The 23,115-nt window shown below is 68.1% G+C and carries 21 protein-coding genes and 2 pseudogenes; 4 read left to right on the top strand and 19 right to left on the bottom strand.

The features are described from left to right. Positions 1–127: 127 nt before the first annotated feature. Genes UK23_RS18475 through UK23_RS18450 form a run of 6 tightly spaced genes read right to left on the bottom strand, consistent with a single transcriptional unit; the run spans position 128 to position 7,195 of the window. Positions 128–1,543, bottom strand: a complete 1,416-nt coding sequence (locus UK23_RS18475; protein WP_052684786.1) for a gluconokinase — start codon at positions 1,541–1,543, stop codon at positions 128–130. Beyond that, positions 1,540–2,271, bottom strand: a complete 732-nt coding sequence (locus tag UK23_RS18470; RefSeq protein WP_052684785.1) for a class I SAM-dependent methyltransferase — start codon at positions 2,269–2,271, stop codon at positions 1,540–1,542. The genes UK23_RS18475 and UK23_RS18470 overlap by 4 nt, the downstream gene beginning before the upstream one ends. 10 nt (positions 2,272–2,281) lie before the next feature. After that, positions 2,282–4,282 carry an ADP-ribosylglycohydrolase family protein gene (locus UK23_RS51695; protein WP_156213210.1) on the bottom strand — a complete coding sequence of 667 codons (2,001 nt, stop codon included), beginning with the start codon at positions 4,280–4,282 and terminating at the stop codon, positions 2,282–2,284. Beyond that, positions 4,279–4,824, bottom strand: a complete 546-nt coding sequence (locus UK23_RS18460; RefSeq protein WP_156213209.1) for a hypothetical protein — start codon at positions 4,822–4,824, stop codon at positions 4,279–4,281. The genes UK23_RS51695 and UK23_RS18460 overlap by 4 nt, the downstream gene beginning before the upstream one ends. 44 nt (positions 4,825–4,868) lie before the next feature. Beyond that, positions 4,869–5,933 carry an aspartate-semialdehyde dehydrogenase gene (locus tag UK23_RS18455; RefSeq protein WP_045312797.1) on the bottom strand — a complete coding sequence of 355 codons (1,065 nt, stop codon included), beginning with the start codon at positions 5,931–5,933 and terminating at the stop codon, positions 4,869–4,871. Further along, a complete protein-coding gene (locus tag UK23_RS18450) occupies positions 5,930–7,195 on the bottom strand; it encodes an aspartate kinase (protein WP_045312796.1) in 1,266 nt (421 codons plus the stop codon). The genes UK23_RS18455 and UK23_RS18450 overlap by 4 nt, the downstream gene beginning before the upstream one ends. 104 nt (positions 7,196–7,299) lie before the next feature. Between UK23_RS18450 and UK23_RS18445 the strand changes: the two genes are divergently transcribed. After that, positions 7,300–8,523 carry a membrane protein gene (locus UK23_RS18445; protein ID WP_045312795.1) on the top strand — a complete coding sequence of 408 codons (1,224 nt, stop codon included), beginning with the start codon at positions 7,300–7,302 and terminating at the stop codon, positions 8,521–8,523. After that, entirely contained in the window at positions 8,523–9,083 is a 561-nt protein-coding gene (locus tag UK23_RS18440) for a nitroreductase family protein (protein WP_045312794.1), read from the top strand. The genes UK23_RS18445 and UK23_RS18440 overlap by 1 nt, the downstream gene beginning before the upstream one ends. Here the strand turns inward: UK23_RS18440 and UK23_RS18435 are convergent. Genes UK23_RS18435 through UK23_RS18425 form a run of 3 tightly spaced genes read right to left on the bottom strand, consistent with a single transcriptional unit; the run spans position 9,069 to position 10,182 of the window. Further along, positions 9,069–9,569 (bottom strand): NUDIX domain-containing protein, encoded by a 501-nt coding sequence (locus tag UK23_RS18435; RefSeq protein ID WP_045312793.1) that lies wholly within the window; start codon positions 9,567–9,569, stop codon positions 9,069–9,071. The genes UK23_RS18440 and UK23_RS18435 overlap by 15 nt on opposite strands. A gap of 10 nt (positions 9,570–9,579) precedes the next feature. After that, on the bottom strand, positions 9,580–9,867 hold the full coding sequence (locus UK23_RS18430; protein ID WP_156213208.1) for a hypothetical protein: 288 nt from the start codon (positions 9,865–9,867) through the stop codon (positions 9,580–9,582). Positions 9,868–9,885: 18 nt separating this feature from the next. After that, the gene (locus UK23_RS18425) at positions 9,886–10,182 is read right to left on the bottom strand and encodes a hypothetical protein (RefSeq protein WP_045312792.1); all 297 of its coding nucleotides are present in this window, start codon (positions 10,180–10,182) and stop codon (positions 9,886–9,888) included. A 277-nt stretch (positions 10,183–10,459) separates the two neighbouring features. Here UK23_RS18425 and leuA point away from each other — a divergent pair, with 277 nt between their 5' ends. Then, the gene (gene leuA / locus UK23_RS18420) at positions 10,460–12,268 is read left to right on the top strand and encodes a 2-isopropylmalate synthase (protein WP_045312791.1); all 1,809 of its coding nucleotides are present in this window, start codon (positions 10,460–10,462) and stop codon (positions 12,266–12,268) included. On the opposite strand, the gene UK23_RS51690 is transcribed toward leuA, so the two are convergent. The 4 genes and pseudogenes from UK23_RS51690 to UK23_RS18400 form a co-directional block, all read right to left on the bottom strand. Continuing rightward, positions 12,258–13,118: a hypothetical protein gene (locus UK23_RS51690; protein WP_419503887.1), complete on the bottom strand. Its 861-nt coding sequence runs from the start codon at positions 13,116–13,118 to the stop codon at positions 12,258–12,260. The two genes, leuA and UK23_RS51690, sit on opposite strands and share 11 nt — an antisense overlap. A 12-nt stretch (positions 13,119–13,130) precedes the next feature. After that, positions 13,131–14,335: pseudogene (locus UK23_RS51685) on the bottom strand (MFS transporter); the annotation flags it as partial. Between the two features lie 31 nt (positions 14,336–14,366). Next, positions 14,367–15,935 (bottom strand): discoidin domain-containing protein, encoded by a 1,569-nt coding sequence (locus UK23_RS18405; RefSeq protein ID WP_231114559.1) that lies wholly within the window; start codon positions 15,933–15,935, stop codon positions 14,367–14,369. Between the two features lie 155 nt (positions 15,936–16,090). Then, on the bottom strand, positions 16,091–16,786 hold the full coding sequence (locus UK23_RS18400) for a DUF4184 family protein (protein WP_045312790.1): 696 nt from the start codon (positions 16,784–16,786) through the stop codon (positions 16,091–16,093). A 94-nt stretch (positions 16,787–16,880) separates the two neighbouring features. On the opposite strand from UK23_RS18400, the pseudogene UK23_RS50315 reads away from it, so the two are divergent. Continuing rightward, positions 16,881–17,255 (top strand): annotated as a pseudogene (locus UK23_RS50315) (DedA family protein); the annotation flags it as partial. A 56-nt stretch (positions 17,256–17,311) separates the two neighbouring features. Here UK23_RS50315 and UK23_RS18390 read toward each other — a convergent pair. From UK23_RS18390 to UK23_RS18365, 6 genes are read right to left on the bottom strand one after another with little or no spacing between them, the layout of a single operon-like run. Next, the gene (locus UK23_RS18390) at positions 17,312–17,905 is read right to left on the bottom strand and encodes a TetR/AcrR family transcriptional regulator (protein ID WP_045312788.1); all 594 of its coding nucleotides are present in this window, start codon (positions 17,903–17,905) and stop codon (positions 17,312–17,314) included. 22 nt (positions 17,906–17,927) lie between these two features. Continuing rightward, on the bottom strand, positions 17,928–19,055 hold the full coding sequence (locus UK23_RS18385) for a winged helix DNA-binding domain-containing protein (protein ID WP_045312787.1): 1,128 nt from the start codon (positions 19,053–19,055) through the stop codon (positions 17,928–17,930). Between the two features lies 1 nt (position 19,056). Continuing rightward, positions 19,057–20,133: an ABC transporter ATP-binding protein gene (locus tag UK23_RS18380; protein WP_045312810.1), complete on the bottom strand. Its 1,077-nt coding sequence runs from the start codon at positions 20,131–20,133 to the stop codon at positions 19,057–19,059. Between the two features lie 26 nt (positions 20,134–20,159). Beyond that, on the bottom strand, positions 20,160–21,158 hold the full coding sequence (locus UK23_RS18375; RefSeq protein ID WP_045312786.1) for an ABC transporter ATP-binding protein: 999 nt from the start codon (positions 21,156–21,158) through the stop codon (positions 20,160–20,162). Positions 21,159–21,164: 6 nt separating this feature from the next. After that, complete coding sequence (locus tag UK23_RS18370) at positions 21,165–22,088, bottom strand: ABC transporter permease (RefSeq protein ID WP_045312785.1); 924 nt, start codon at positions 22,086–22,088, stop codon at positions 21,165–21,167. A 5-nt stretch (positions 22,089–22,093) separates the two neighbouring features. Next, complete coding sequence (locus UK23_RS18365; protein ID WP_045312784.1) at positions 22,094–23,098, bottom strand: ABC transporter permease; 1,005 nt, start codon at positions 23,096–23,098, stop codon at positions 22,094–22,096. Positions 23,099–23,115 lie beyond the last annotated feature (17 nt).

Genomic DNA, 23,115 nt, shown 5'->3' with positions numbered 1-23,115 from the left:
ACTAGGGTGAGGGCCGTGCCAGCACTGGACCACCTCGTGTGTCGCGAATGCGGCCGGACCGAGGACGTGGACTGCGTCTTCGAACCGGCGGTCGAGCTCGCCGGGTTCCACGTCGAGCGGGCCGAGATCACGTTCTGGGGGCGATGCCCTCGCTGTACAGCTCCTCCAGCGCCCGGTACGCCTTCGCCACGAACGGCCGTGCCTTCGCGTACCTCGTGATCGCGTCCTCGTCCGGCGCGATCGTCCGAATCGGCTGGACGAGGTCGACGGTCAAGCTGGGAATCTCGTCCAGGGCACGCCAGGCCAGCAGAGCCGCGCCGACGGCGGAACCACCCGTGTCTTCGGTGAGGTGCAACGGCATGCCGAGCGTGCTGGCCAGCGTCTGGGCCCAGATCGGCGCGCGGAACGCACCACCGGTGATCCGCAACGAGTCCACCTGCGGGACGGCGTCGAGCACCAGCGCCAGTTGCTGACAGACACCTTCCACCAGGGCTTTCGTGATCTGCTGCGGGGTGTGTTCGCGGCGCAGGCCGAGCAACGCGGCGTGGGCGGTCGGGTCCCACCACGGCGCCCTCTCGCCGAGCAGGTAGGGCAACGCGACCAGGCCGTCGGAGTCGACCTCGGCAGCCTGTCCGAGGAGATCGCCCACCGGGATGTTGAAGGTTTCCGACGCCCACTGCGCGACCACGCCGCCGTTGCTGATCGCGCCGCCGCGGACCCAGAGGCCCTCGGCGATGGCGTAGCTGAACGTGCGGCCTTCCTCGTCGACGCCCGGACCCTGTTGTGCCACGCGGAGTGCGCCCGACGTGCCGAGCGAAACCGCTCCGGCGCCGGGGGTGGCCGCGCCGACGCCGAGGTTGCCGAGCGGGCCGTCTCCGCCGCCGATGATGACCGGGATTCCCTTGCGCAGACCGGGAATCTCGGCTGTCAGCGGGGTGGAGTGGGTGGGTTCGACGAGCGGCGGGAGCTGGTCGGCCGTGACGCCCGCGAACTCCAGCGACGGTTCGTGCCACTGCAGGGTGTTGACGTTCATCAGACCCGTGCCCGAGCCGCACGAGTGCTCGTTGAGCAGCTCGCCGGTCAGGTGCAGGTGCACGAAGTCCTTGATCTCGCACCACTTCGCGGCCCGCACGCCGTTCTCGTGGAACCACGCGAGCTTCATCAGCGGCGTGAACGAGTGGATAGGTGCGCCCGTCGCCTGGTGCAGCTCTCGGCCTTCTCGAGTGCCGCGCAGTCGTTCGGTCTGCTCGATCGCGCGGTTGTCGGCCCAGCTCAGCGACTCCGTGACGGGCCTCAGGCCTGCGTCCAGGCCCATGATCGAGTGCATCGCGCCGGTCAGGGCGATGGCGCGGACGTCCTCGGAGGCCAGCTCCGCGAGTGCGTCGAGAGCGGCGTTGAGGACCTGGTGCGGATCATGCGTGGCTTCCAGGCCGCTCGTGCGCATCGGGTAGCCGCGTTCGGTCGACGCCACCACGCGCGCCTGAGCGTCGACCGCGACGACCTTCGTTGCCGTGGTGCCGAGGTCGACCGCCAGCACGATCATGCGCTGTCCCGCACTGCGGTGAACACGCCGAAGCTCGGGCATCGCCGCAGCGCGTCCCAGGACTCGTCGTCGTCCGGGGTCACGACCGGCTGCCGCGTCACGTCCTGCAGACCGGCCCGGGTCAGTGCCCCCTCGAACGCGCCGCGCTCCCAGTAGAAGGAGTCGAAGTCGAACGGCGGGTCGCCCAGCACGTGCACGACCACCGGCTGCTTCAGGTTCATCGGGCCGGTCGGCGTGATCCGGTAGCCGTAGCGGCCGTACTGCGCGTACAGGTCCCAGTCCGGTTCGGGGTTCGGCACCAGCACGACGAGCCGGCCGCCGGGAGCGAGGTTCGCGACGAGGTTGCCGACCATGGCGTCGAGCGCCGCCTCGTCGTCCGCGTACCCGAGCAGCCACACCGCCGTCACGACGTCGAACTCACCGAGCACTGGCAACGTCGTCGCGTCGTGCTGCTCGTAGCCGATGCCGCGGGGTTCGCGGCCCTCGACGTACCGGGCGTAGCCGATCATCTCGCCGGCCGAGTCGACGCCCACCACCTTCGTCGCGCCGAGGTCGTGGAAGAGCCGCGCGTAGAACCCGGTGCCGCACGCCACGTCCAGCACGGACTTCCCGCGCAGGTCACCGACCGCCGACAACAGGGTGGCACGCTCGGCCAGCCCGGTCGGGATGTGCTTGGCCCGCTCGTACACCGCGCCCAGGGCGTCGTACTGCTCGTCGCTCTCCGCCATGAACCTCAGCCTAGGAGGGCGGGTAGCGGGTGAACCACTCCTGTGCCATCGGCGGGTTCGAGCCGGTCTCCTTCGCCCAGTCCGCCACCATCTCGTCGACGACCTCGCGGAACTGGACCCGCTCGACCCAGTCCGGACGGATCTTGTCGACACCGTGCAGCGCGCCGACGAGGTTGCCGCACATGGACGCCGTCGAGTCGTTGTCGCCACCGTGGTTGACCGAGATCAGCAACGCCTCGTTGGGGTCGTCCGTCACTAACGCCGAGTACAGCGCGATCGCCAGTGCCGTCTCGCCGACGCCCCCACGCCCCAGTTCCTCGACGCGGGCCACGCTCGGTTCGCCCAGAGCAGCCAGCTCGATGGCGTGTTCAACGGCGGCGACGACCTCCTCGTGGTGCTCGTACCGGACGATCTCCTTCATCGCGGAGTCGACACCTTCGAGCAAACCGTTGCCCTGCAACGCTTCGTGGACGAGCACGGCGAAGAAGCCCGCGGACAGGTAGCCGCTCGGGTGGCCGTGGGTGAGCTCGGCTGCGCACTTCGCCAACGAGAAGGCTTCCAGAGCGTCTTCCGCGTAGCAGGCGATCGGGGCGACGCGCATGGCACCGCCGCAGCCCTTGGAGTCGTTGGCCGGGTTCTCGCTCGTGGCCATCACGCCGGTTCGGCCGTACTGCTGCAACGCCGAAGTGACGGTGAGACCGGGCGCCCGCATGCGGAACAGGTCACCGTGACCGATCAGCCAGCCGTCCGGTTCATCCAAAGTGGACAGTGGACCGCGGGCCTTCTCCCACGGCGTCTTCTGGGTGTGCAGCCAACGCTGGTAAGCGTGCTGCACGACCTCGGTGAAGCCCGCGTTGCCGGTGATCCTCCTGCGCACGTGCGCCCTGATCACCGCTTCGAACGTGAACAGCGTCATCTGCATGTCGTCGGTGACGGCCGGATCTTCTGGCAGGTCGGTGATGCCGTCCGGGCCGTGCCGTTCGTAGACGACCTCCATCGGCAGGTTCTCGGTGTTCGCGCCCAACGCGTCGCCGATCGCCCCGCCGATCAGGCAGCCGCGCAGGCGGCCCGTGTCCACGGTGTCGTCCTTGATGAGGAAGAAGCGGCCGTGCGCGTCCTGGGCGAGGGTGAACGAGAACTTCGTGGCGACCGCCGGCACCGCGTCGACGGGTGCGGCGCGCATGATCCGCCCCAGCACGGCCAGGTCGGCGGGGGCGATCCAGGGACCGACCTCGCTTCCCCACCTGTCGTGCTCGTAGCACCCGCACATCCGCATGTGTTGCGAGGCCTCGTCGGAGAACGCGCTCAACGGCAACACCGTGTCGTACCGCAGGCCGGGGTTGATGTGCAGCTTCACGGGCCTCGTGCCCTGGAACTTCGAGCCGTAGATCCTGGAGAGGATCGTGGTGAGCGCGACCCGGTACCAGCGGGTGGTGCCTTCCGGCAGCAGCTCGGACGTCGTGTGGACCTCGAGCGTCTCCGGGTAGTCGAACCGGTCGAGCGACGCGTCGCCCGCGATCAGCACCTCGCCGTGCACGCCGTTGTGCGCCAGACCGGCCCGGTCGTACCAGCCGCGTTGGAGGTAGCCGAGGAGGCGCTCCATCGGCGTCGTCGGCCACGGTTCGCCCGACGCGACCGGTCCCGGCACGTGCGCCGGGTTGGGGTGGAAATCGCCGTTCGCCTTCGACCGCCAGCCCGCGACCGCGGTGAAGTACGGGTCGGTGCGCATGCCGGACATCCAGACGAACTCCGGGTCGAACACGGCCTCCCACGGCCGGTCCACGACGTTGCCGTCGTCGATCTCCGTGAACGTGCCCAGCACGTGCACCTCGACCCCGGTCTTCGGCCACTTGCCGCCGCCGCGCACCCGGCCGTCCTCGCTGGGCACGGCGTACCCGACGGTCCAGCCGTCCCGTGTCTGGAACACGCTGTTCTCGTCAACGCGGAACTCTCCGCCGCGGTGCTCGGCGACCCACCGCCCGGCTCGGGAGATCGCTTCGTCCCGGTTCACCACGACCTCCGGTGCAGCTCTTCGGCGACCTGCGCGATCTCGTGCTCCGGCCCGCCTCTCAGCGCACCCGCGATCGCCCGCGCGACACCACGCCCTTCGCCGCGGACGGCCTGGACCAACGCGCCCGCAGCGGTGAACGGATCGGCATCCGGCGGATCGAGCTCGGTGCCCGTGAAGAGGTGTTCGGCCAGCATGATCACGGCATCGGCGGCCGGAGAATCGGGACCGTGGGTGAGCGCGACCAGCTCACGAATCTGATGGGCCTCAAGTCGTTGCACGGCAGCAGGCAGCGCCCAGATCAACGCGCCGGGCCCCTGCGAGCTGATCTTGCCCGGTGACCGGGCGCTCTGGCGTGACACCAGGTCTGGTTGCACGGAGGACCGCCCGAGCCACTCCGTCAACGCTTTCGCGGGATCGTCGGACGAACACGCGACCAACTGGTCGACGAGTCCTGTTCGGACACCCGCGCCTTGTGCAAACCCTTGATAGGCGGCCACGACCTGACTGAGTCGAGGCGGCCGAATCCATTCGATCTCCCCCATCGCTGCCCGACCATACCTGGCCGGGCAGCGGTGGAAGGACGGATCTACAGACGCTTCGCGAGCTCTTCCGCGACCTCGTAGGTGTTCAGCGCCGCACCCTTGCGCAGGTTGTCACCGCACACGAAGAAGTCCAGCGTGTTCGGGAAGTCCAGCGCCTGACGCACGCGGCCCACGTACGTCGGGTCGCCGCCCACCACGTCGGCCGGCGTCGGGAACTTCTTGGCCGCCGGGTCGTCGATGAGCACGATGGTCGGCTGCTCCTCGAAGATCTTGTGCGCGGCCTCGACCGTGACCTCGCGGGCGAACGTCGCGTGGACGGACAGCGAGTGGGTCGTGACCACCGGGACGCGGACGCAGGTCGCGGAGACCTTCAGGTCCGGGATGCCGAGGATCTTGCGGGCCTCGTTGCGGACCTTCAGCTCCTCGGACGACCAGCCGTCGTCCTTCAGCGAACCCGCCCACGGCACCACGTTCAGCACCAGCGGGGCCGGGAACGGCGAGTCCTCAGCGGACAGACCGGCCGCGGACAGCGCCTCGGCCACGTCGCCCGCGTGCACGCCGGCCTCCTTGCCGGCCAGCGCGCTGATCTCGGCGTAGAGGCGGTCGATGCCGGACTGACCCGCACCGGACGCGGCCTGGTACGAGGCCACGACCAGTTCCTTCAGCTCGAACTCGCGGTGCAGGGCACCGAGCGACGCCATCATCGACAGCGTCGTGCAGTTCGGGTTCGCGATGATGCCGCGCGGGCGGTTGTCGATCTGGTCCGCGTTGACCTCGGGCACGACCAGCGGCACGTCCGAGTCCATCCGGAACGCACCGGAGTTGTCGATCGCGATGGCACCGCGCTCGGCGGCGATCGGGGCCCACTCGGCCGAGATCTCGTCCGGCACGTCGAACATCGCGATGTCCACGCCGTCGAACGCTTCCGGCGAGAGCGCGATGACCGTCAGCTCCTGGCCGCGCACGCTGATCTTCTTGCCCGCCGAGCGCGCGGACGCGATCAGCCGGACCTCGCCCCACGGGAAGTCAGAGCGGGTGTTCATGATGTCGATCATCACGGTGCCCACGGCACCGGTCGCGCCGACGAGCGCGAGTACGGGCGCGGTCATCGGCCAGTCCCTGCGTAGACGACGGCCTCTTCGTCGCCACCGAGCTCGAACGCGTCGTGCAGGGCACGGACGGCGTCGTCGAGCTGGGTGTCGCGGCAGATGACCGAGATGCGGATCTCCGAGGTGGAGATGATGTCGATGTTGACGCCGGCCGTGGCCAGCGCCTCGCAGAACGTCGCCGTGACGCCGGGGTGCGAGCGCATGCCCGCGCCGATCAGCGACACCTTGCCGACGTGCTCGTCGTAGAGGACCTGGTCGAACCCGATCTCGCCGCGGGCCTTCTCCAGCGCGGCCACCGCGCGCGGGCCGTCGACCTTGGCCAGCGTGAACGTGATGTCCGTGCGGCCGGACGCGGCCTGCGAGACGTTCTGCACGACCATGTCGATGTCGAGCTCGGCCTGCGCCACGACCCGGAAGATCTTGGCAGCGATGCCGGGGTGGTCGGGCACGGCGGTAACGGTGATCTTGGCTTCAGACCGGTCGTGCGCGACGCCGGTGATCATCGCCTGTTCCACGTGAAGGTCCTCCACTGAACCGGACACGATGGTTCCGGTCTTGTTGCTGAACGAAGAGCGGACGTGCACGGGCACGTTGTAGCGGCGGGCGTACTCCACGCAGCGGAGCATCAGCACCTTGGCGCCACACGCGGCCATTTCGAGCATTTCCTCGTAGGAGATCCGGTCGAGCTTCCTCGCGTTCGGCACGATGCGAGGGTCGGCGGTGTAGACGCCGTCCACGTCGGTGTAGATCTCGCACACGTCGGCCTTGGTCGCCGCCGCGAGCGCCACCGCGGTGGTGTCGCTGCCGCCGCGGCCGAGCGTGGTGATCTCGTTCGAGCCCTGGGAGACGCCCTGGAAGCCCGCGACGATCGCGATGGCCCCCTCGGACGTCGCGTCCTGGATGCGGCTCGGCGTCACGTCGATGATGCGCGCTTTGCCGTGCGCCGAGGTCGTGATCACGCCTGCCTGCGAACCCGTGTAGGAGCGGGCCTCGGCACCGAGCGAGTGGATCGCCATGGCGAGCAGCGACATCGAGATCCGCTCACCAGAGGTGAGCAGCATGTCGAGCTCACGCGCCGGCGGCACCGGCGACACCTGGCGGGCGAGGTCGAGCAGCTCATCCGTCGAGTCACCCATGGCGGACACGACGACAACGACGTCGTTCCCCGCCTTCTTGGTCGCGACGATGCGCTCGGCCACGCGTTTGATCCGCTCGGCACTCTCAACCGATGAACCGCCGTACTTCTGGACGACGAGCGCCACCGACCTGACCTCCTTCGCGCGACTAAAACCCCACGTCGTAGGCAGCCTACCCGGACCACCTGGTGAGACTCTGGAGCCGTGACGCGCGTGACTACTCTGTCCGGGTGTCGTCGACCGCCCGTCGCGTGGAGGCCCCAGCAGCCGTGCATAAGAGCAGTGCGCGCTCACGGTTGGCCGAGGCGCTCAAACACCCCGCGGTGGTCTGGTCGGCGCCGGGCTTGATCTACCTGTTCGTCCGCCAGGTGGGTCTCTACGTCCTGCAGCTGGTCGTCGAGTACCAGAACAAGCTCCACGGCACGACCAACACCGCGCTCGGCGAACTCAAGACCTGGGACGGCGAGTGGTTCCTCGGCATCGCCGCCGGTGGCTACAACGACGTCCCGGGTCGCCTCACCGACGCCGCAGGCAGGCGCAGCGCCGAAACACCTCTCGCGTTCTTCCCCGGCTACCCCGCCCTGGTCAGGTGGGTCGACAGCCTCCCGGGAGTGACCGTCGAGGGCGCCGCCTTCGCCGTCAGCCTGATCAGCGGCCTGTTCTGCGCGTACGGCCTGTTCGTCCTCGGCCGGGCCGTGCGCGGTGGCTCCGTCCCGTCCGGCCTGATCCTGGTCACGCTCTTCGCGGCCTCACCGATGGCAGTCGTCCTGTCGATGACCTACTCCGAGGCCACGTTCTGCGCGTTCGCCGTCTGGGCCCTCGTGGGCGTGGTCAAGAAGCGCTGGATCCTCGCGGGCGTCTCCTGCGCCGCCGCCGGTCTGGTCCGCCCCACCGCGGGCGCCCTGATCGCAGCCGTCGTCCTGGCCGCCGTCGTCGCGGTGATCGCCGACAAACGCGACTGGCGAGCCTGGGTGGGCGCCCTCGCCGCACCTCTGGGCCTGCTCGGCTACCTCGCCTGGGTCGCCATCCGCACCCGTGACCTGGCGGGCTGGTTCGGTGTGCAGCAACGCGGCTGGGGCTCCAAGTTCGACGGCGGATCGGCAACGTGGAAGTTCGCCCTCGAGCACCTCGGCAACCCGCGCTCCGAACTCGAAACCGGCACGGTCTGGCTGCTGGTCCTCGCCATCGTGCTGGTCTTCTACGCCTTCCAGCGCCGACTCGAATGGCCGCTGATCGTCTACGCCATCGGCGTCATCGTCATGGACATCGGTTCCAACGGCCTGATGAACTCGAAGGCCCGCCTGCTCCTGCCGGCCTTCACCCTCCTCGTCCCGCTGGCCCTGGTCCTGGCCCGCCGCCGGCTGTCCACCGTCCTGACCGTCCTGGGTCTGGCAGTGCTGTTCAGCGCCTGGTTCGGTGCCTACTCCCTGGCCGTTTGGCAGTATGCGATCTGATGAACGAGCTGATCTCCCAGCGCTGGAGCCCTCGCGCTTTCGACGCCAACGCCACGGTTTCCGACGACGAGCTGCGCATCCTCCTGGAAGCAGCCCGCTGGGCCCCGTCCCACGGCAACAGCCAGCCGGCGCGCTTCGTCGTCGGCAAGCGCGGCACCCCGACGTTCGCCGCGATCTACGAAACCCTCCGCCCCGGCAACAAGACCTGGGCTCACCGCGCCTCGGTCCTGCTGATCGGTTGCGTGATCACCCAGGACGACCGCGGCGACCTGCCGAACATCGAGTTCGGCCTGGGCCTGGCCATGGAGAACATCGCTCTGCAAGCCGTTGACCTGGGCCTGGTCGCCCACATGATGGGCGGCTTCGACAAGGCGGCTGCCCACTCCGCTTTCGCGATGCCCGCCGACGTCCGCCCGCTGGTGGTCATGGCCCTGGGGCACCACGGCAACCTGGAGGACCTCCCGGAGGACCTGCAAGCCCGCGAACAACGCGAACGCCGCCGCCACCCGTTGTCCGAAACCGCGTTCACCGGCACCTGGGGCCAGTCACTGTTCGGTTGAGAAGTACTTGCTCGCGATCTCGTTGTGCAGCGGAAACGCCAACGGCTCGCACTCGAAGATCACCCGCCGCTCGGACGCCTCCTCGTTGGGCACGAACGGCGGCATGTCCTCGGCGTTGATCGCGGGCGCCGTCGCGAACAGCAACACCGTCGCCCCGTCCGGCGTGGACACGAAGTGCAACGGCCGCAGGTCATCGGGGTTGACGCTCACCCCGGCCTCTTCCTCGAGCTCACGAGCCGCCCCTTGCTGCCAGGACTCCCCGCGCTCCATGAACCCGCTGACGAACGCCAGCTGCCCGACCGGCGGAATCGCCCTGCGCACGGTCAGCAACCCGGTCCGCGCCCCGTCCTTGACCGGCACCAGCAACACCACCACGGGTACCGGGTTCGCCCACACCATGTGCCCGCAGTTGGAGCACTCACGCGGGTACGTGGACGTGTCCGCGTAGGCAGTGCCGCAGTTGCTGCAGAAGTCGTCGCGCGCCATGGCGTCGAACCTAGTTGAGGCGCCTCACGAGCTTGAGGACGATCGCTCGAACGGCAAGCCAGAACAACGCCGCCAGCCCGAAGTTCACGATCGTCCGCAACTTCGCGTCCTCTGGCTCGAAGAGGTTCTTGAAGGCCAGCGCGACGGGCTCGGCGATCGACTTGATCGTGCTGGTGATGGGGTTGCCGGGGTTGGCCCCGCCGACGGTCAGCACCACGTGCACCACGAGCACGACCGCCAGCGCGAGGCCCACCCAACTGACAACACCTGCCGCGATCCCGACTACCCGCGTACGCATAGCCGGGGAATCTACTACTCAGTAGCGAGACACCGCACGCGCAAGAATGCCGGTCACGACCAGCCAGAACACGGCGGCGAGCCCGTAGTTGAGCAGCACGTCGACGTTGAAGTTCCCCGTGTGGAACAGGCCGGGGAAGAACAGTGCGAGAGGCTCGGCCAGGGACTGGACGAACTTGAAGAACGCGTTCGCCTGGTTCGCACCGAGCACGATCATCAGGATGTAGAGGATCTCGATCAGGGCGAAGACCACACCGATGCCGCTGATCACGCGTGAAGCCGTGCCGCGGCCACTAGTCGTACGTAATCTGGACATGTATGAACTTTTCCCAGTTCAGCGCGATCCAAAACTTGCAAGTCGACCACGATCGCGCCCAGTGTCGCGGCTGCTGAACAGCGGCCACTCTGAGTAGCCACATCCCACAATCCGGTCCTCAAGTTCCATCAACCCGGCATCTGTGGCTACTCTGTCCGACGTGTGGCGTTCCCTCCTGCTTCGCTGCCGTGACGGGGTCTGATCAGACCGGCCCCCCGTCGCGGGACTCAGCGTTGCCGCCGGTCGTTCCCGTGAAACGACCCGCAGGAGCTCCAAAGTGACCAGCTCGGACGAGTTCTCGTCAGCAGACGCCTACACCTCCGGCACCAGCCGCATTCGCCAGCCCGCGCGCCAGGCTCCGGCCGAACAGCCCTCCTGGAACCGCCAGCTCGGCAGCAGCATGCCGTTCCACCGCTACCGCCCGTTCCACGAGCTGGTCGAGGTCATCGACGTACCGGACCGCACCTGGCCCACCAAGCGAGCGGACAAAGCGCCGCAGTGGTGCGCGGTGGACCTGCGAGACGGCAACCAGGCCCTGATCGACCCGATGTCGCCGGCCCGCAAGCGCAAGATGTTCGACCTCCTGGTCCGCATGGGCTTCAAGGAGATCGAGGTCGGCTTCCCGGCGGCGTCCCAGACCGACTTCGACTTCGTCCGCGAGATCATCGAGGACGGCGCGATCCCGGACGACGTCACGATCCAGGTCCTGACCCAGTGCCGAGAAGAGCTGATCGCCAGGACCTTCGAGTCCCTGCGCGGCGCAGGCAAGGCCATCGTCCACTTCTACAACTCGACCTCGATCCTGCAGCGCCGGGTCGTCTTCCGCTCCGACCGGGACGGCATCAAGAAGATCGCGGTGGACGCGGCGAAGTTCGCCAAGGCGCAGGAGAAGGACTACCCGGAGACCGACTTCCGCTACGAGTACAGCCCGGAGTCCTACACGGGCACCGAGCTCACGTACGCCCTGGAAGTCTGCAACGCGGTCACCGAGGTCATCCAACCGACGCCGGAAAAGCCGCTGATCATCAACCTGCCGGCCACGGTCGAGATGGCCACCCCGAACGTCTACGCGGACAGCATCGAGTGGATGTCCCGCAACCTGGCCAACCGCGACAGCATCATCCTGAGCCTGCACCCCCACAACGACCGCGGCACCGGTGTGGCCGCGGCCGAGCTGGGCTACCTGGCCGGCGCGGACCGCATCGAGGGCTGCCTGTTCGGCAACGGTGAGCGCACCGGCAACGTCTGCCTGGTCACGCTGGCGATGAACATGTTCAGCCAGGGCATCGACCCGCAGATCGACTTCAGCGACATCGACGAGGTCCGCCGCACCGTCGAGTACTGCAACCAGCTGCCCGTCGCCGAGCGCCACCCGTACGGCGGCGACCTGGTCTTCACCGCCTTCTCCGGCTCCCACCAGGACGCCATCAAGAAGGGCTTCGAGTCGCTGGAGGCGGACGCCAAGGACGCCGGTCAGCACGTCGACGACTTCCCGTGGGAGGTCCCGTACCTGCCGATCGACCCGAAGGACGTCGGCCGCAACTACGAGGCCGTCATCCGGGTCAACTCGCAGTCCGGCAAGGGCGGCGTGGCGTACCTGATGAAGCAGGAGCACCACCTCGACCTGCCGCGCCGCCTGCAGATCGAGTTCTCCAGGGTGATCCAGGAGGTCACCGACACGCAGGGCGGCGAGATCAACCCGAAGGAGATGTGGGACGCCTTCGCGGAGGAGTACCTGCACGGCCGGGTGCCGCTGTACCTGCTGAAGCACAAGGCGTCCTCGGACGGCAGCGGGCACGAGGAGATCACCGCGACGCTGCTGATCGACGGAGAGCAGCAGGAGATCACCGGCTCCGGCAACGGTCCGATCGCCGCGTTCGTCGACGCGCTCGCCTCGGTGGGCTACGACGTGCGGGTGCTGGACTACGCCGAGCACGCGCTGTCCGCCGGTGACGACGCCCGCGCCGCCGCCTACCTCGAGTGCGCGGTGGGCGACCGGGTGCTGTGGGGCGTCGGTATCGACTCCTCCACGGTCGCCGCCTCGTTCCGCGCGATCGTCAGCGCGATCAACCGAGCTAACCGGTAACCAGCGACGGGGAGGACGCGTGCGGCACCAGCTGCCGCGGCGCGCCCTCCCCGTTCGCCGGCACGGCCCAGATGCCCTCTCCCGGCAGGCCGTAGGCGATGGTGTCGTTGTCGAGCCACACGACCTGGTCGTCGATCCCACGGGTCTCGGCCAGCGGTGTCTCCACCATCGTGCTCAGGTCCAGCACGTGCTCGCGCCACGGCCGCGCGCCGTCGCCGGGCACGCGCTTCTTGAACGCCACGCGCTTGCCGTCCGGTGACAGCGACGGGCATTCGGCGTTCTCCCGCAACGCCTTCGCGGACTTGTCCACCACGTCGGCCTGGATCAGGTAGGTCTTCCCGCCGACGCCGAGAGTGGCGTAGAAGAGGCGGTCGTCCGAGGTGAACGTGACGCCCCAGTAGTTCATGTCGTTGGTCATCTTCCGGCCCTCGACCCGCAGCCCCTCGATGTTGCTGGCGTACTCCTCGGTCTGGGTGTCGAAGATGCCGGTGCGCGTCGAGAACGTCCCGGGCTGCGAGTACGAGTCGCCGGTCACGAACGTCGTCCACGACGCCATCCGCCCGTCCGCCGACAGCTTGGCGCGGTTCGGCACGCCCGCGACCTCGACGCGGCGCTTCTCCTGCAACTCCCGGTCGACGAACACCGCGGTCGAGCCGGGCATGGGCCGAGTCGTGTCCGCGAGGCACAACCCCTGCTGGGCAGCGGTGTAGAAGCGCTTGCAGGACAACGAACTCACCCGGCGAGGCCCGCCAGGTGAGGACAACGGCACCGAGGCGAGCTTCCCGCTCACGTCGTCCACGAACAGCAACCGGCCCGGCGAGAGTTCGACAGGACCCGGTTCCGTGGCCACGGAAACCGCCTCCGGAGTGCGCAACGCGTAGGCCGTCGCGCCGGCGCCCAGAACGAGCACGGCCGCGACGACGATCAGGATCCTCATCAAGCCAACCACGTCCAAAGAGCACCGAAGAGCACGGAGGAACACGCCCGCGCCAGCACCTGGCCGGTCTGGAGCAGGGCCAGACCGGACGTGCGCAGCTCCTCGGGGACCATCGGCCCGGCGACGGCCATCAGCACGCCATCTGTGCACGCGTAGAACAACCCGTGCAGCAGCAGAACGCCCACGAGCAAGAAAACCCCTGACACACCAACGAACATCAGGTACGCGCCGAACAGCGCGAGGTGGCCGGCGAGGAAGATCCGCCAGCGCCCCACCCGGTCGGCCAGAGCGCCGATCGGCACGGCGGCGAGCAGGTACACGCCGGCCGTGCCGAGCGGCAGCAACGCGATGTAGGCGACCTCGACGTCGAGCTTCTTCTGCAGCAACAGGTAGACGAACCCGTCGCCGAGCGTCAGCAGCCCGAGCCCGCACGCGACCACACAGACCCGCCGGAAACGTGGGTCGCGCAACAGCCCAAACGCACTCCGAAGCGACACCGCGACGCGTGGCAGCACGTCCCGGTGATCGCGCACGAACAACACCAGCACCAGAAACCCGATGGCGGCGAAGCAGAAGCTCACCACGAACACGACGTCGTAGCGAGCCGGAAGTGTCCACAAGAGACAGAACGCGACCAGTGGACCGAGGAACGCGCCGACGGTGTCCATGGCACGGTGGACACCGAAGGCGCGTCCGAGCGCCGAAGGCTCACTGCTCAACGTGATCAGCGCGTCCCTCGGCGCGGTGCGCAAGCCCTTGCCGGTTCGATCCCCGGCCAGCACGAGCCCCATCGCGCCCGCCGAGGTCCCGGCGGCGAGCAAGCCGAGCTTGCCCAGCGCCGAGATCCCGTACCCGAGTCCGGCGACGAGCTTGCGCCGTTGCCAGCGGTCCGCAGCGTGACCGCCGACAACGCGAACCAGAGCCGTCACACCGGTGTAGATGCCGTCGAGCACACCGAACTGCAGCGGGGAGAACCCCAGTCCCAGCACGAGGTAGAGCGGCAGGATCGCGGTGACCATCTCCGACGAGATGTCGGTGAGCAGGGAAACCGCGCCCAGGGCGAGCACGTTCGCCGCGATCCTGCCGGTGCCACCCGCGGCTGGAGCTTGTCGAGCAGTTGCGATGTACACGACGGCCTCCGAACTCAACAGCCAGAAATGATCAGCGACAGTTGTAAGGACCGGCCTTGTCGCGCACCTTGCCGGCGGTGTCGATGACCTCCCACGAGTAGGAGGTGCCGGACAGGGTGAGCTTCATGACGCCGTGGCTGTCGGAGAAGTACTTCTCGACACCGGCACGCGGGGTGCGCTCGTCGTAGAGGTAGTCACCGCCGATGCCGACGATCGCCGACCGCATGCCGTTCACCGTGTCGACCGCACCGCTCTTGCTCAGCGGCGAGAAGCGCTCGTAGTGGTGGTCGTGACCGTTGAACACGAGGTCGGCCTTGGCGTCGGCGAACGCGTTCCAGTACGGGGCCACCTGGGTCAGGTCGCCGTACTTGCCCGAGTTGAACCGCGGTTGGTGCCAGTAGCCGACGACGCAGGGCTTGGTGTTCGCGGCCAGGTCGGCCTTCAGCCAGTTGAGCTGCGTCGAGTCGCTGCCGTTCTCGTACATCGGGTTCGAGTCGACCGAGACGAAGTGGAACTGGCCCGCGTCCCAGGTGTAGTACGGCTTGCCGTTCGGGTAGGCCTGCGCACCGAAGTACGACTTGTAGCCGTTGAGGTTGTCCTCCCACTCGTGGTTGCCGGTCGCGGGGTGGGTGATGCTCTTGAACTTGCCCCACGACTTGTCGTAGTGGGCCTTGAACTCCGCGAGCGTGCCGCTGTCGTACTGGTTGTCGCCGACCGTGAGGATGTGACTCGGCTTGATCTGGTCGATCAGCTTCGCGGTCTCGTAGTGCTCGGAGTTCGTGAGCGACGCGATGTCACCGGCGACGACGACCGTGATGGTGTCGCCGGGTGCGGCGGGCTTGGTGGTCGCCTGGACCGCGTTGCTCGCGGGCCCGAGGTTGCCGGCCGCGTCCCTCGCTTTGACGGTGTAGGTGAACTGCGTGCCCGACGCGAGACCCGTGTCGGTGAACGTCGTGCCGGCGGGAGAACCGACGACGCTGCCGTTGCGCAGGACGTCGTAGCCGGTCACGCCTACGTTGTCGGTCGCGGCCGTCCACTGCAGACTCACCGAGTCCGACGTGGTCGCCGTGCTGGCGAGGTCGGCCGGCGCGGTGGGCGGCGTGTTGTCGCCGTTGGGGTTGCTGCCGTAGACCTCCAGCCCGAACAGCGAATAGCCGTACGGCGTGCCGCGCTTGGTGCCGTAGATCCGCACGAAGCGTCCACTCGTCGTGAGGGTCACGTCGTCGGTGCCACCGTTCTGACCGGTGAGGGTCTTCTTGGTGCTCCACGTCGAGCCGTCGGCGGAGGTCTGGATCTTGTACTCGGAAGCGTAGGCGGCCTCCCAGGTGAGCTTGACCCTGCCGATGGTCGCGGTGCCGCCGAGGTCGACCGCGATCCACTCCGGATCATGTCCTTCGAGGCTCGCCCAACGAGTGGTCGGATCTCCGTCGACGGCGTTGGCACCCCCGAAGGTCTCCGCCTCGACGGACGACGTGCTGGTGGGTTTGTTGGCCGAGAGCAGGGTGTCAGCCGCATTGGCCGTCCCCGACCCCGCTATCTGGGGCATCACCAGCGCTAACAGCGCCAATGTGACACCCACACGGGTGTGTTTTCTGATCACTTCGTCCTCCTGGGCACAGGGGCGGCGGCGAAGGATTGGTAAACAAGCTTTCCTATTGGATCTCGGAGGTTAATGACGGGCGAACAAGCCGGTCAACGGCAGTTCCGAGGCTTGAATGCGTGACAGATGCGAACTCGACAGGCCTCAGCGGGCTGTCATGACCTGTCATGCCGTGACTGTTTGAAGCCCCACAAGACCGCGTGCACGGCCACTGCCGCACATGTGCCCTGGATCACGCCGAGCAGCAGGTTGCGGACCCAGTCATAGGTGCTCGCCTGGCTGACAGGATCGGACAACGACCAGGCAGCGCCGACGATTGCGGCGAGGGCGACGAAGGCCCGGATTTTGTACCGGGAAATCTTGGGGTGTGACGGCCAGTCATTGCCCCTGGGGGCAACCAGACCGATCCAGGCGAGCAGGACGAGGCCGCCGAGGGATGACACGTAGCCGATCACGTTGTAGACCCGGTGCGGGCCGACGACCGAGATGGTCAGCCAGTCCCACTGTTGCACGAACCAGCCGTCGGTCTGGGTGAAGACGTCCCACAGCAGGTGCGTGAGCACGCCCACCACAATGGACAACGCGGCCAGGACCGGCCGGCGGAAGTCTCCCGGCCGGGACACCCTCGTCCGCACGAACTCCGGTGCCAGCGCCATCACCGACGGCAGCAGTAGCCGTCCTACCAGCAGCAACACCACCGCCGCCAGTGATCCGCCCAGGACGTCGTGCGTCGGCAGGACAGGGACGTAGTAACCGAGATCGGGTGCCATCGCGCCCGCGACCAGTCCCGGAAACCAGAGGAACCGGCGCAGTGGGAGCACCGCGGCCGGGTGCGCGAGCGTGAACGGCACAAATCGAGGGTATAGATCGACTTCTGACCTGTGGGCAGGCTGAAGAAAGCCCCAGGTCGGGATTGTTCACCTGGGTCACGTACGTTCACGGATCATGAGCACCACAGCCGCCAGCCTCGTCGTGCTGTTCCTGGTCGCCGTCGTGCCCCTGGCACCGACGGAGGCCGTGCTCATCGGCGCTGGTGTCCTGGCCGCGTCCGGTGAGATCCCGCTGTACCTGGTGATCGCCGTCGCCGCTGCCGGATGCCTGGCCAGCGACATGATCAACTTTACTATGGGCCGCCGGATGGGCATGAGGGCCCTCGACCGGGTCAACAAGAACGCCAAGGCTCGGGCGATGGTCGTGTGGACCGCCGACCAGCTCGCGTCCAAGGGCGAGACGATCCTCATCGCGGCGCGGTTCCTGCCGGCGGGCGGGATCGTCGGGGCGATGCTCGCGGGGGCCCTGAAATGGCCGCTGAGGCGCTTCGTGCCGGTCGCGGCGATCGGGTCGGCGTTGTGGAGCCTCTACCCCGCCGCCGTCGGCTACATCGGCGGACAGATCGTCGACGAGGCGTGGCTCGCGATGCTGCTGTCGTTCGGCGTGGCGACGCTCATCTCCATCCCCATCGGCATGGTGATCCGTGCACGCAACGCGGACCGCACTCTCTCGTACGCCGAGGCGTCGTCGTAGAGCACCGCGAACCGGTCGGCCGCGGTCAGCAGAGCGTCCACTTCGAACGCCATCTGCGCGTCACCGCAGAGCCGTTCCAGCAGTGAGATCCAGCGCAGGTTGAAGAGCATCAACGCGTCGCGCACGCGGCCGGGGCGGGCGGCGAACTCCGAGCGCGTCACGACGAAGAAGCAGCCACCCGGGAACACGCGGCGCTTCGAGTAGTCGAGCCACCGGCCACAAAGGTCCAGCACCGACCCACCGGCGATCACGACCTCGCGCGAGAAGATCTCCGCGGCCACGTGCACGGTGGAGATCTGCAGCTCTTCCTTCGAGCCGAAGTGTGAGAACACCCCGCTCTTGCTCATGCCGAGCTCGACCGCGAGCCGCCCGATCGTGACCCCTTCAAGGCCGTCGACGGACGCGATCTCGGCCGCGCGAAGCAGGATCGAGCCACGACTGTCCATCCCTGAACTGCAGCAGCTCCCGCTAGAGCACCACCTGCACGTCGAACGACTCCCCCTGTGGAAACGCGAACGCCAGCAGGCCGTGGCCCTCGGATTCCAGCGCAGCCAGGTCCTTCTTCGACACCTCGATGAACGGCTCGACGACGAGCCGGTACGCCTTCTTCTCGTCGTCCACCCGCCAGATGCCCTGGAGCAGGCCGCCGACCAGGAGGTTGCCGCGCAGCACCCCGCCGCGCGCGGTCATCATCAGCCCGTGCCGGCGGCTCCACTGGGCGAACGACAGACCCTCCGGAATGATCCGCTCCCGCCGGGCGTGCGAGAGGAACACGTTGTCGAACTCGGGCAGGTACCTCGGCCGCGCGGGCACCGCCGGATCGGGCAGCTCGGCCTCCGGGACGTCGAACAGCTCGCGGCCGTCGTCGTCCAGGTACACCCGCAGGTCCATCCGGCCGACGACCTCGGCCAGCCTGGTCAGCCCGCACCACGCCTGGATGTCGGGCACGCTCGCCGGGCCGAACGCCGCCAGGTAGCGCCGGATCATCCGCTCCAATGACGGGGCGGGGTCGATCGGCCTGCCCAGCCACGTCCTCGCCGACGCGTGCACGGTGCGACCGACGCCGCCCCACGTGCCGCGTGGCGGGGTCTGCACCAGCGGGGCCAGGTTGCGCACCGCGTAGGCGAGCGTGTCCGGCTTGCGGTCCGGCCAGCGCTCGTGCAGGGCCTTGCCGAGTTCGCTCGGCGTGCGCGGTCGCTCGTCGAGCAACTCCAGGCCGCGCTCGACCACCGCGTCGAGATCGAGATCCTTGACGACCGCGGCATGGCTCGAGTTCGAGTAGAGGTCGCGGTCCAGCACCTGCTGCACCAACGGTCGCAGCGTCAGGCAGTCGTCAGGTGTGACGAGGTGGATCGTCGACCGCATCAGCGCGGTGCGGACCAGCTCGCGTTCGGCGACCATTGTGGACAGTCGCTCCGGTCGGTAGCGGCGCAGCCTCGACCAGAGCCCGACGTACGGCCCCACCGGTATCTGCGCGTGCATGCCGACCAGGTGCTCGACCACGTCGCGTTCCGGCAGATCATGCTTCTTCAGCAGGTACTGCCGGGAGAGCAGGGCACGGTTGAGCGCGCGAACGCTCAACCGTGCCGTTGCCATCTCAGGGGTTCAATGCCTCGGTGACGGACGCCGGTCCCACGAGCGGAACGTCCGGCGAGAGGCCGTCGTTCTCCTCGACGAGGATCGGCTTCACCTCGTGCGGCTGGATCTCGCCGGACTGGATCTGCTCGGCCCAGTGGCACGCGACCTTGTGGCCGGGCTTGAGTTCGCGCAGCGCCGGGCGTTCGGTGTCGCAACGGGACGCCTGCCGCCACGGGCACCGGGTGTGGAACCGGCAGCCGGTGGGCGGGTTGGCGGGCGACGGGAGGTCGCCTGCCAGCAGGATCCGTTCGCGCCGGTCCTCGACCACCGGGTCGGGCACCGGGATCGCCGACAGCAGCGCCCGCGTGTACGGGTGCAGCGGCTCGGCGTAGAGGTCCTCGGCGGTGGCCTCCTCGACCAGACCACCGAGGTACATCACGCCGACCCGGTCGGAGATGTGCTTCACGACGGCGAGGTCGTGCGCGATCACCAGGTACGTCAGGCCGAACTGCTCCTGCAGTTCCTCCATCAGGTTCACGACCTGGGCCTGCACCGACACGTCCAGCGCGGACACCGGCTCGTCGGCGACGATCAGGTCCGGCTCGAGCGCCAGTGCCCGCGCGATGCCGATGCGCTGCCGCTGACCGCCCGAGAACTCGTGCGGGTACTTGCGCAGCGCGGAAGCCGGCAGACCCACGGCCGAGAGCAGCTCGCGCAGCCGCTTCGACGTGGACTCCTTGCCCTTGTCCAGGCCGTGCGCGCGCAGACCCTCGACCAGGATCGACTCCACGGACTGGCGCGGGTCCAAAGAGGACAGCGGGTCCTGGAATACCATCTGGATCCGGCGCCGCATCTTGCGCAGCTCCTCGCCCTTCAGGGTCGAGAAGTCCTGCCCGTCGAAGACCATCTTGCCCGCGGTCGGCTCGTTCAGCCGCAGCATCGCCCGCCCGAGGGTGGACTTGCCGCAGCCGGACTCGCCGACCAGGCCGTAGGTCTCGCCGCGCTTGATCTCCAGGTCTACGCCGTCGACCGCGTAGACGTACCCGACGGTGCGGTCGATGAAGACGCCGCGCTTGATCGGGAAGTGCACCTTCATGTCCTGGACGGACACCAGGGTCTCGCTCACACCGGCACCTCCTCGGCGGCGGGAGTTCCAGGAACCACCGGGTTGTGGCAGCGGAGCAGGCGGCCCAGCTGGTCTTCTTCCGCGGGCGTGACCTGAACGCACACGTCCAGCGCGTTGGGGCAGCGGGGTGCGAACGCGCATCCCTGAGACCACGGGATGTTGTCCGCGACCGAGCCCTTGATCGGCGTCAGCTTCTCGCCGGGTTCCGCGTCCAGGCGCGGGATCGAGGCCAGCAGACCGTGCGTGTACGGGTGGCGCGGCTCGGCGAAGAGCTTGTGCCGCATGGCCTTCTCGACCACCTTGCCGCCGTACAGCACGTTCACCTCGTCGCACAGCCCGGCGACGACACCCAGGTCGTGAGTGATCATCACCAGAGCGGTGCCGAGGTCCTGCACCAGTTCCTTCATCAACGACAGGATCTGGGCCTGGATGGTCACGTCGAGGGCCGTCGTCGGCTCGTCCGCGATCAGCAGCTTCGGCCGGCACGCCAGCGCGATGGCGATCAGAGCGCGCTGCCGCATACCGCCGGAGAGCTGGTGCGGGTACTCCTTGAGCCGCCGGTTCGGGTCCGGGATGCCGACCTTGTCCAGCAGGTCCTTCGCCTCGATCATGGCTTCCTTGCGGGGCATGCCGCGGTGCCGTTCGAGCACCTCGCTGACCTGCAGGCCGATCGGGACGACGGGGTTGAGCGACGACAGCGGGTCCTGGAAGACCATGCCGAGGTCGCGGCCACGACGGTCGCGCATCTCCCGGTCGGAGAGCTTGAGCAGGTCCGTGCCGTCGTACTTCACCGTGCCGGTGATCTTGGCGCCGCGCTTGGGCAGCAGACCCATGATCGCCAACGAGGTCACGGACTTGCCGCAGCCCGACTCGCCGACCAGGCCGACGGTCTGACCGGGCTCGACGTCGAAGCTGACGCCGTCGACCGCGATGAACGGTTCCTCGCCCCTGCGCTGGAACACGACGGAGAGGTCACGTACTTCGAGCAGTGCCACGACGACTCACCGCCTGTTCTTCGGGTCGAGGGCCTCGCGCAGGGTCTCACCCATGAGCGTGAAGCCGAGCGCGACGATGATGATGCAGATCGCGGGGTACGCGGCGAGCTGCGGATGGGTGTCGAACACCTTCTGCACGTCGCCGAGCATCTGACCCCACTCCGGGATCCGGTCGTCCGGGTTGCCGAGGCCGAGGAACGACAGCGCGGCCGCCTCGATGATCGCCGTGGCGAGCACCAGGGTGGACTGGACGATCACCGGGCCGAGCGAGTTCGGCAGCATGTGCCGGAACACGATCGCGCCCTTCTTCACGCCCAGCGCCGTCGCGGCGAGCACGTGGTCGCTGTGCCGTTGCGCCAGCATCGAGCCGCGCAGCAACCGGGCGAACACCGGGATCTGCACGATCGCGACCGCGAGGATCACGGTGAACTGGCTGGGCCGTGCGAACATGGCCGCGATCGAGAACGCCAGCAGCAGCGACGGCAGCGAGAGCATGACGTCGACGATGCGCATGACGGCCGAGTCGACCCAGCCGCCGATCGCACCCGCGAGCGTGCCCAGGATCAGGCCACCGGTCAGTCCGATGACCGTCGCGCCGATGCCGACGATCAACGTCTGCTGCGAACCGATCAGCAGGCGCGACAGGAAGTCGCGGCCCTGCAGGTCGCCACCGAGCGGGTGACCGGGCTGGGCGGGCGGGATCTCGTTGCGCGCCTTGATGACCTGGTCGATCAGCATCGGGTCGGACGGGTTGTGCGGCGCGAGCCACGGCGACAGCAGCGAGATCAGGATGAAGATGCCGATGATCACCGCGCCGGTGAGGAACACCGGGCTGCGCTTCAACCGCTTCCACGCGCTGGCCGCGAGCGAGACGCCCGCGGTCTCGGCGAGGTCGTCGATCTTTTCCTTCTTGGAAACACCAAGAGCCACTGCGCTCACCTCGTCCTGATGCGCGGGTCGATGAGCGCGTACGAGAGGTCGACCAACAGGTTCACGACGACGTAGACGCTCGTGGCCATGATGATCAACAACAGCAGCACCGGGTAGTCACGCCGTTCGAACCCGATGGCGAGCGCCTCGCCGACACCGGGGAAGCCGAACACCTTCTCGGTGAGCACCGCGCCGGAGAGCAGCGCGCCGGTCTGCAGACCGATCGTCGTGACGACCGGGAGCATCGCGTTGCGCAGCACGTGCCTGCGGCGGATCACCGGAGCCGTGAGGCCCTTGGACTCCGCGGTGCGCACGAAGTCCTCGTCGAGCACGTCGAGCACGGCCGCGCGGGTGATCCGGAAGATCACCGCGAACGGGATCGTCGCGAGCGCGATCGACGGCAGGATCAGGTGCACCAGCGCGTTGAACGTCGCGTCCCACTCACCGGTGATCATGCCGTCGAGCGTGAAGAAGCCGGTGACGCGCGTGGCGTCGATGGCGTCCTGACGACCGCTGGAGGGCAGGCCGAGCGCGGAGGAAGCGAGGCCCTTGAGCACGAACGCCAGGAAGAACACCGGCACCGCGACACCGATCAGGGAGCCGACGACGCTGGCGTTGTCGAACCAGCTGCCGCGGCGTTTCGCGGCGAGATATCCGAGCGGGACGCCGATCACGATCGCGATGGCGATCGCGAAGAAGCTCAGCTCGAGCGTGGCGGGGAACCGCTGGATGAAGATGTCGAGCGCCGAGTCACCGGGCTGGACACCGGTGGAGACGCCGAAGTCACCGGTCAGGGCGCGACCGAGGAATTTGAAGTACTGCAGGTAAATCGGCTGATCGAGGCCGAGCTGCTTGGTGAGCTCCGCCGCCTTCTCCGGGGTAGAACGATCTCCCAGGAGGGCCGAGACCGGCCCTCCTGGGAGTACGCGCAACCACGCGAAGAGCAGCAGCGAGAGCACCAGCACCACGCCGACCAGCTGAATCAGCCGTCGAATCGTGTAGCGGAGCACTTGAGCTACCCCGTTGT

This window comes from Lentzea aerocolonigenes (assembly GCF_000955955.1).
GTDB classification, from domain to species: Bacteria; Actinomycetota; Actinomycetes; order Mycobacteriales; family Pseudonocardiaceae; genus Lentzea; species Lentzea aerocolonigenes_A.
Note: the sequence above shows the minus strand (reverse complement) of the source record. Positions and strands in the feature narration are given on the sequence as shown.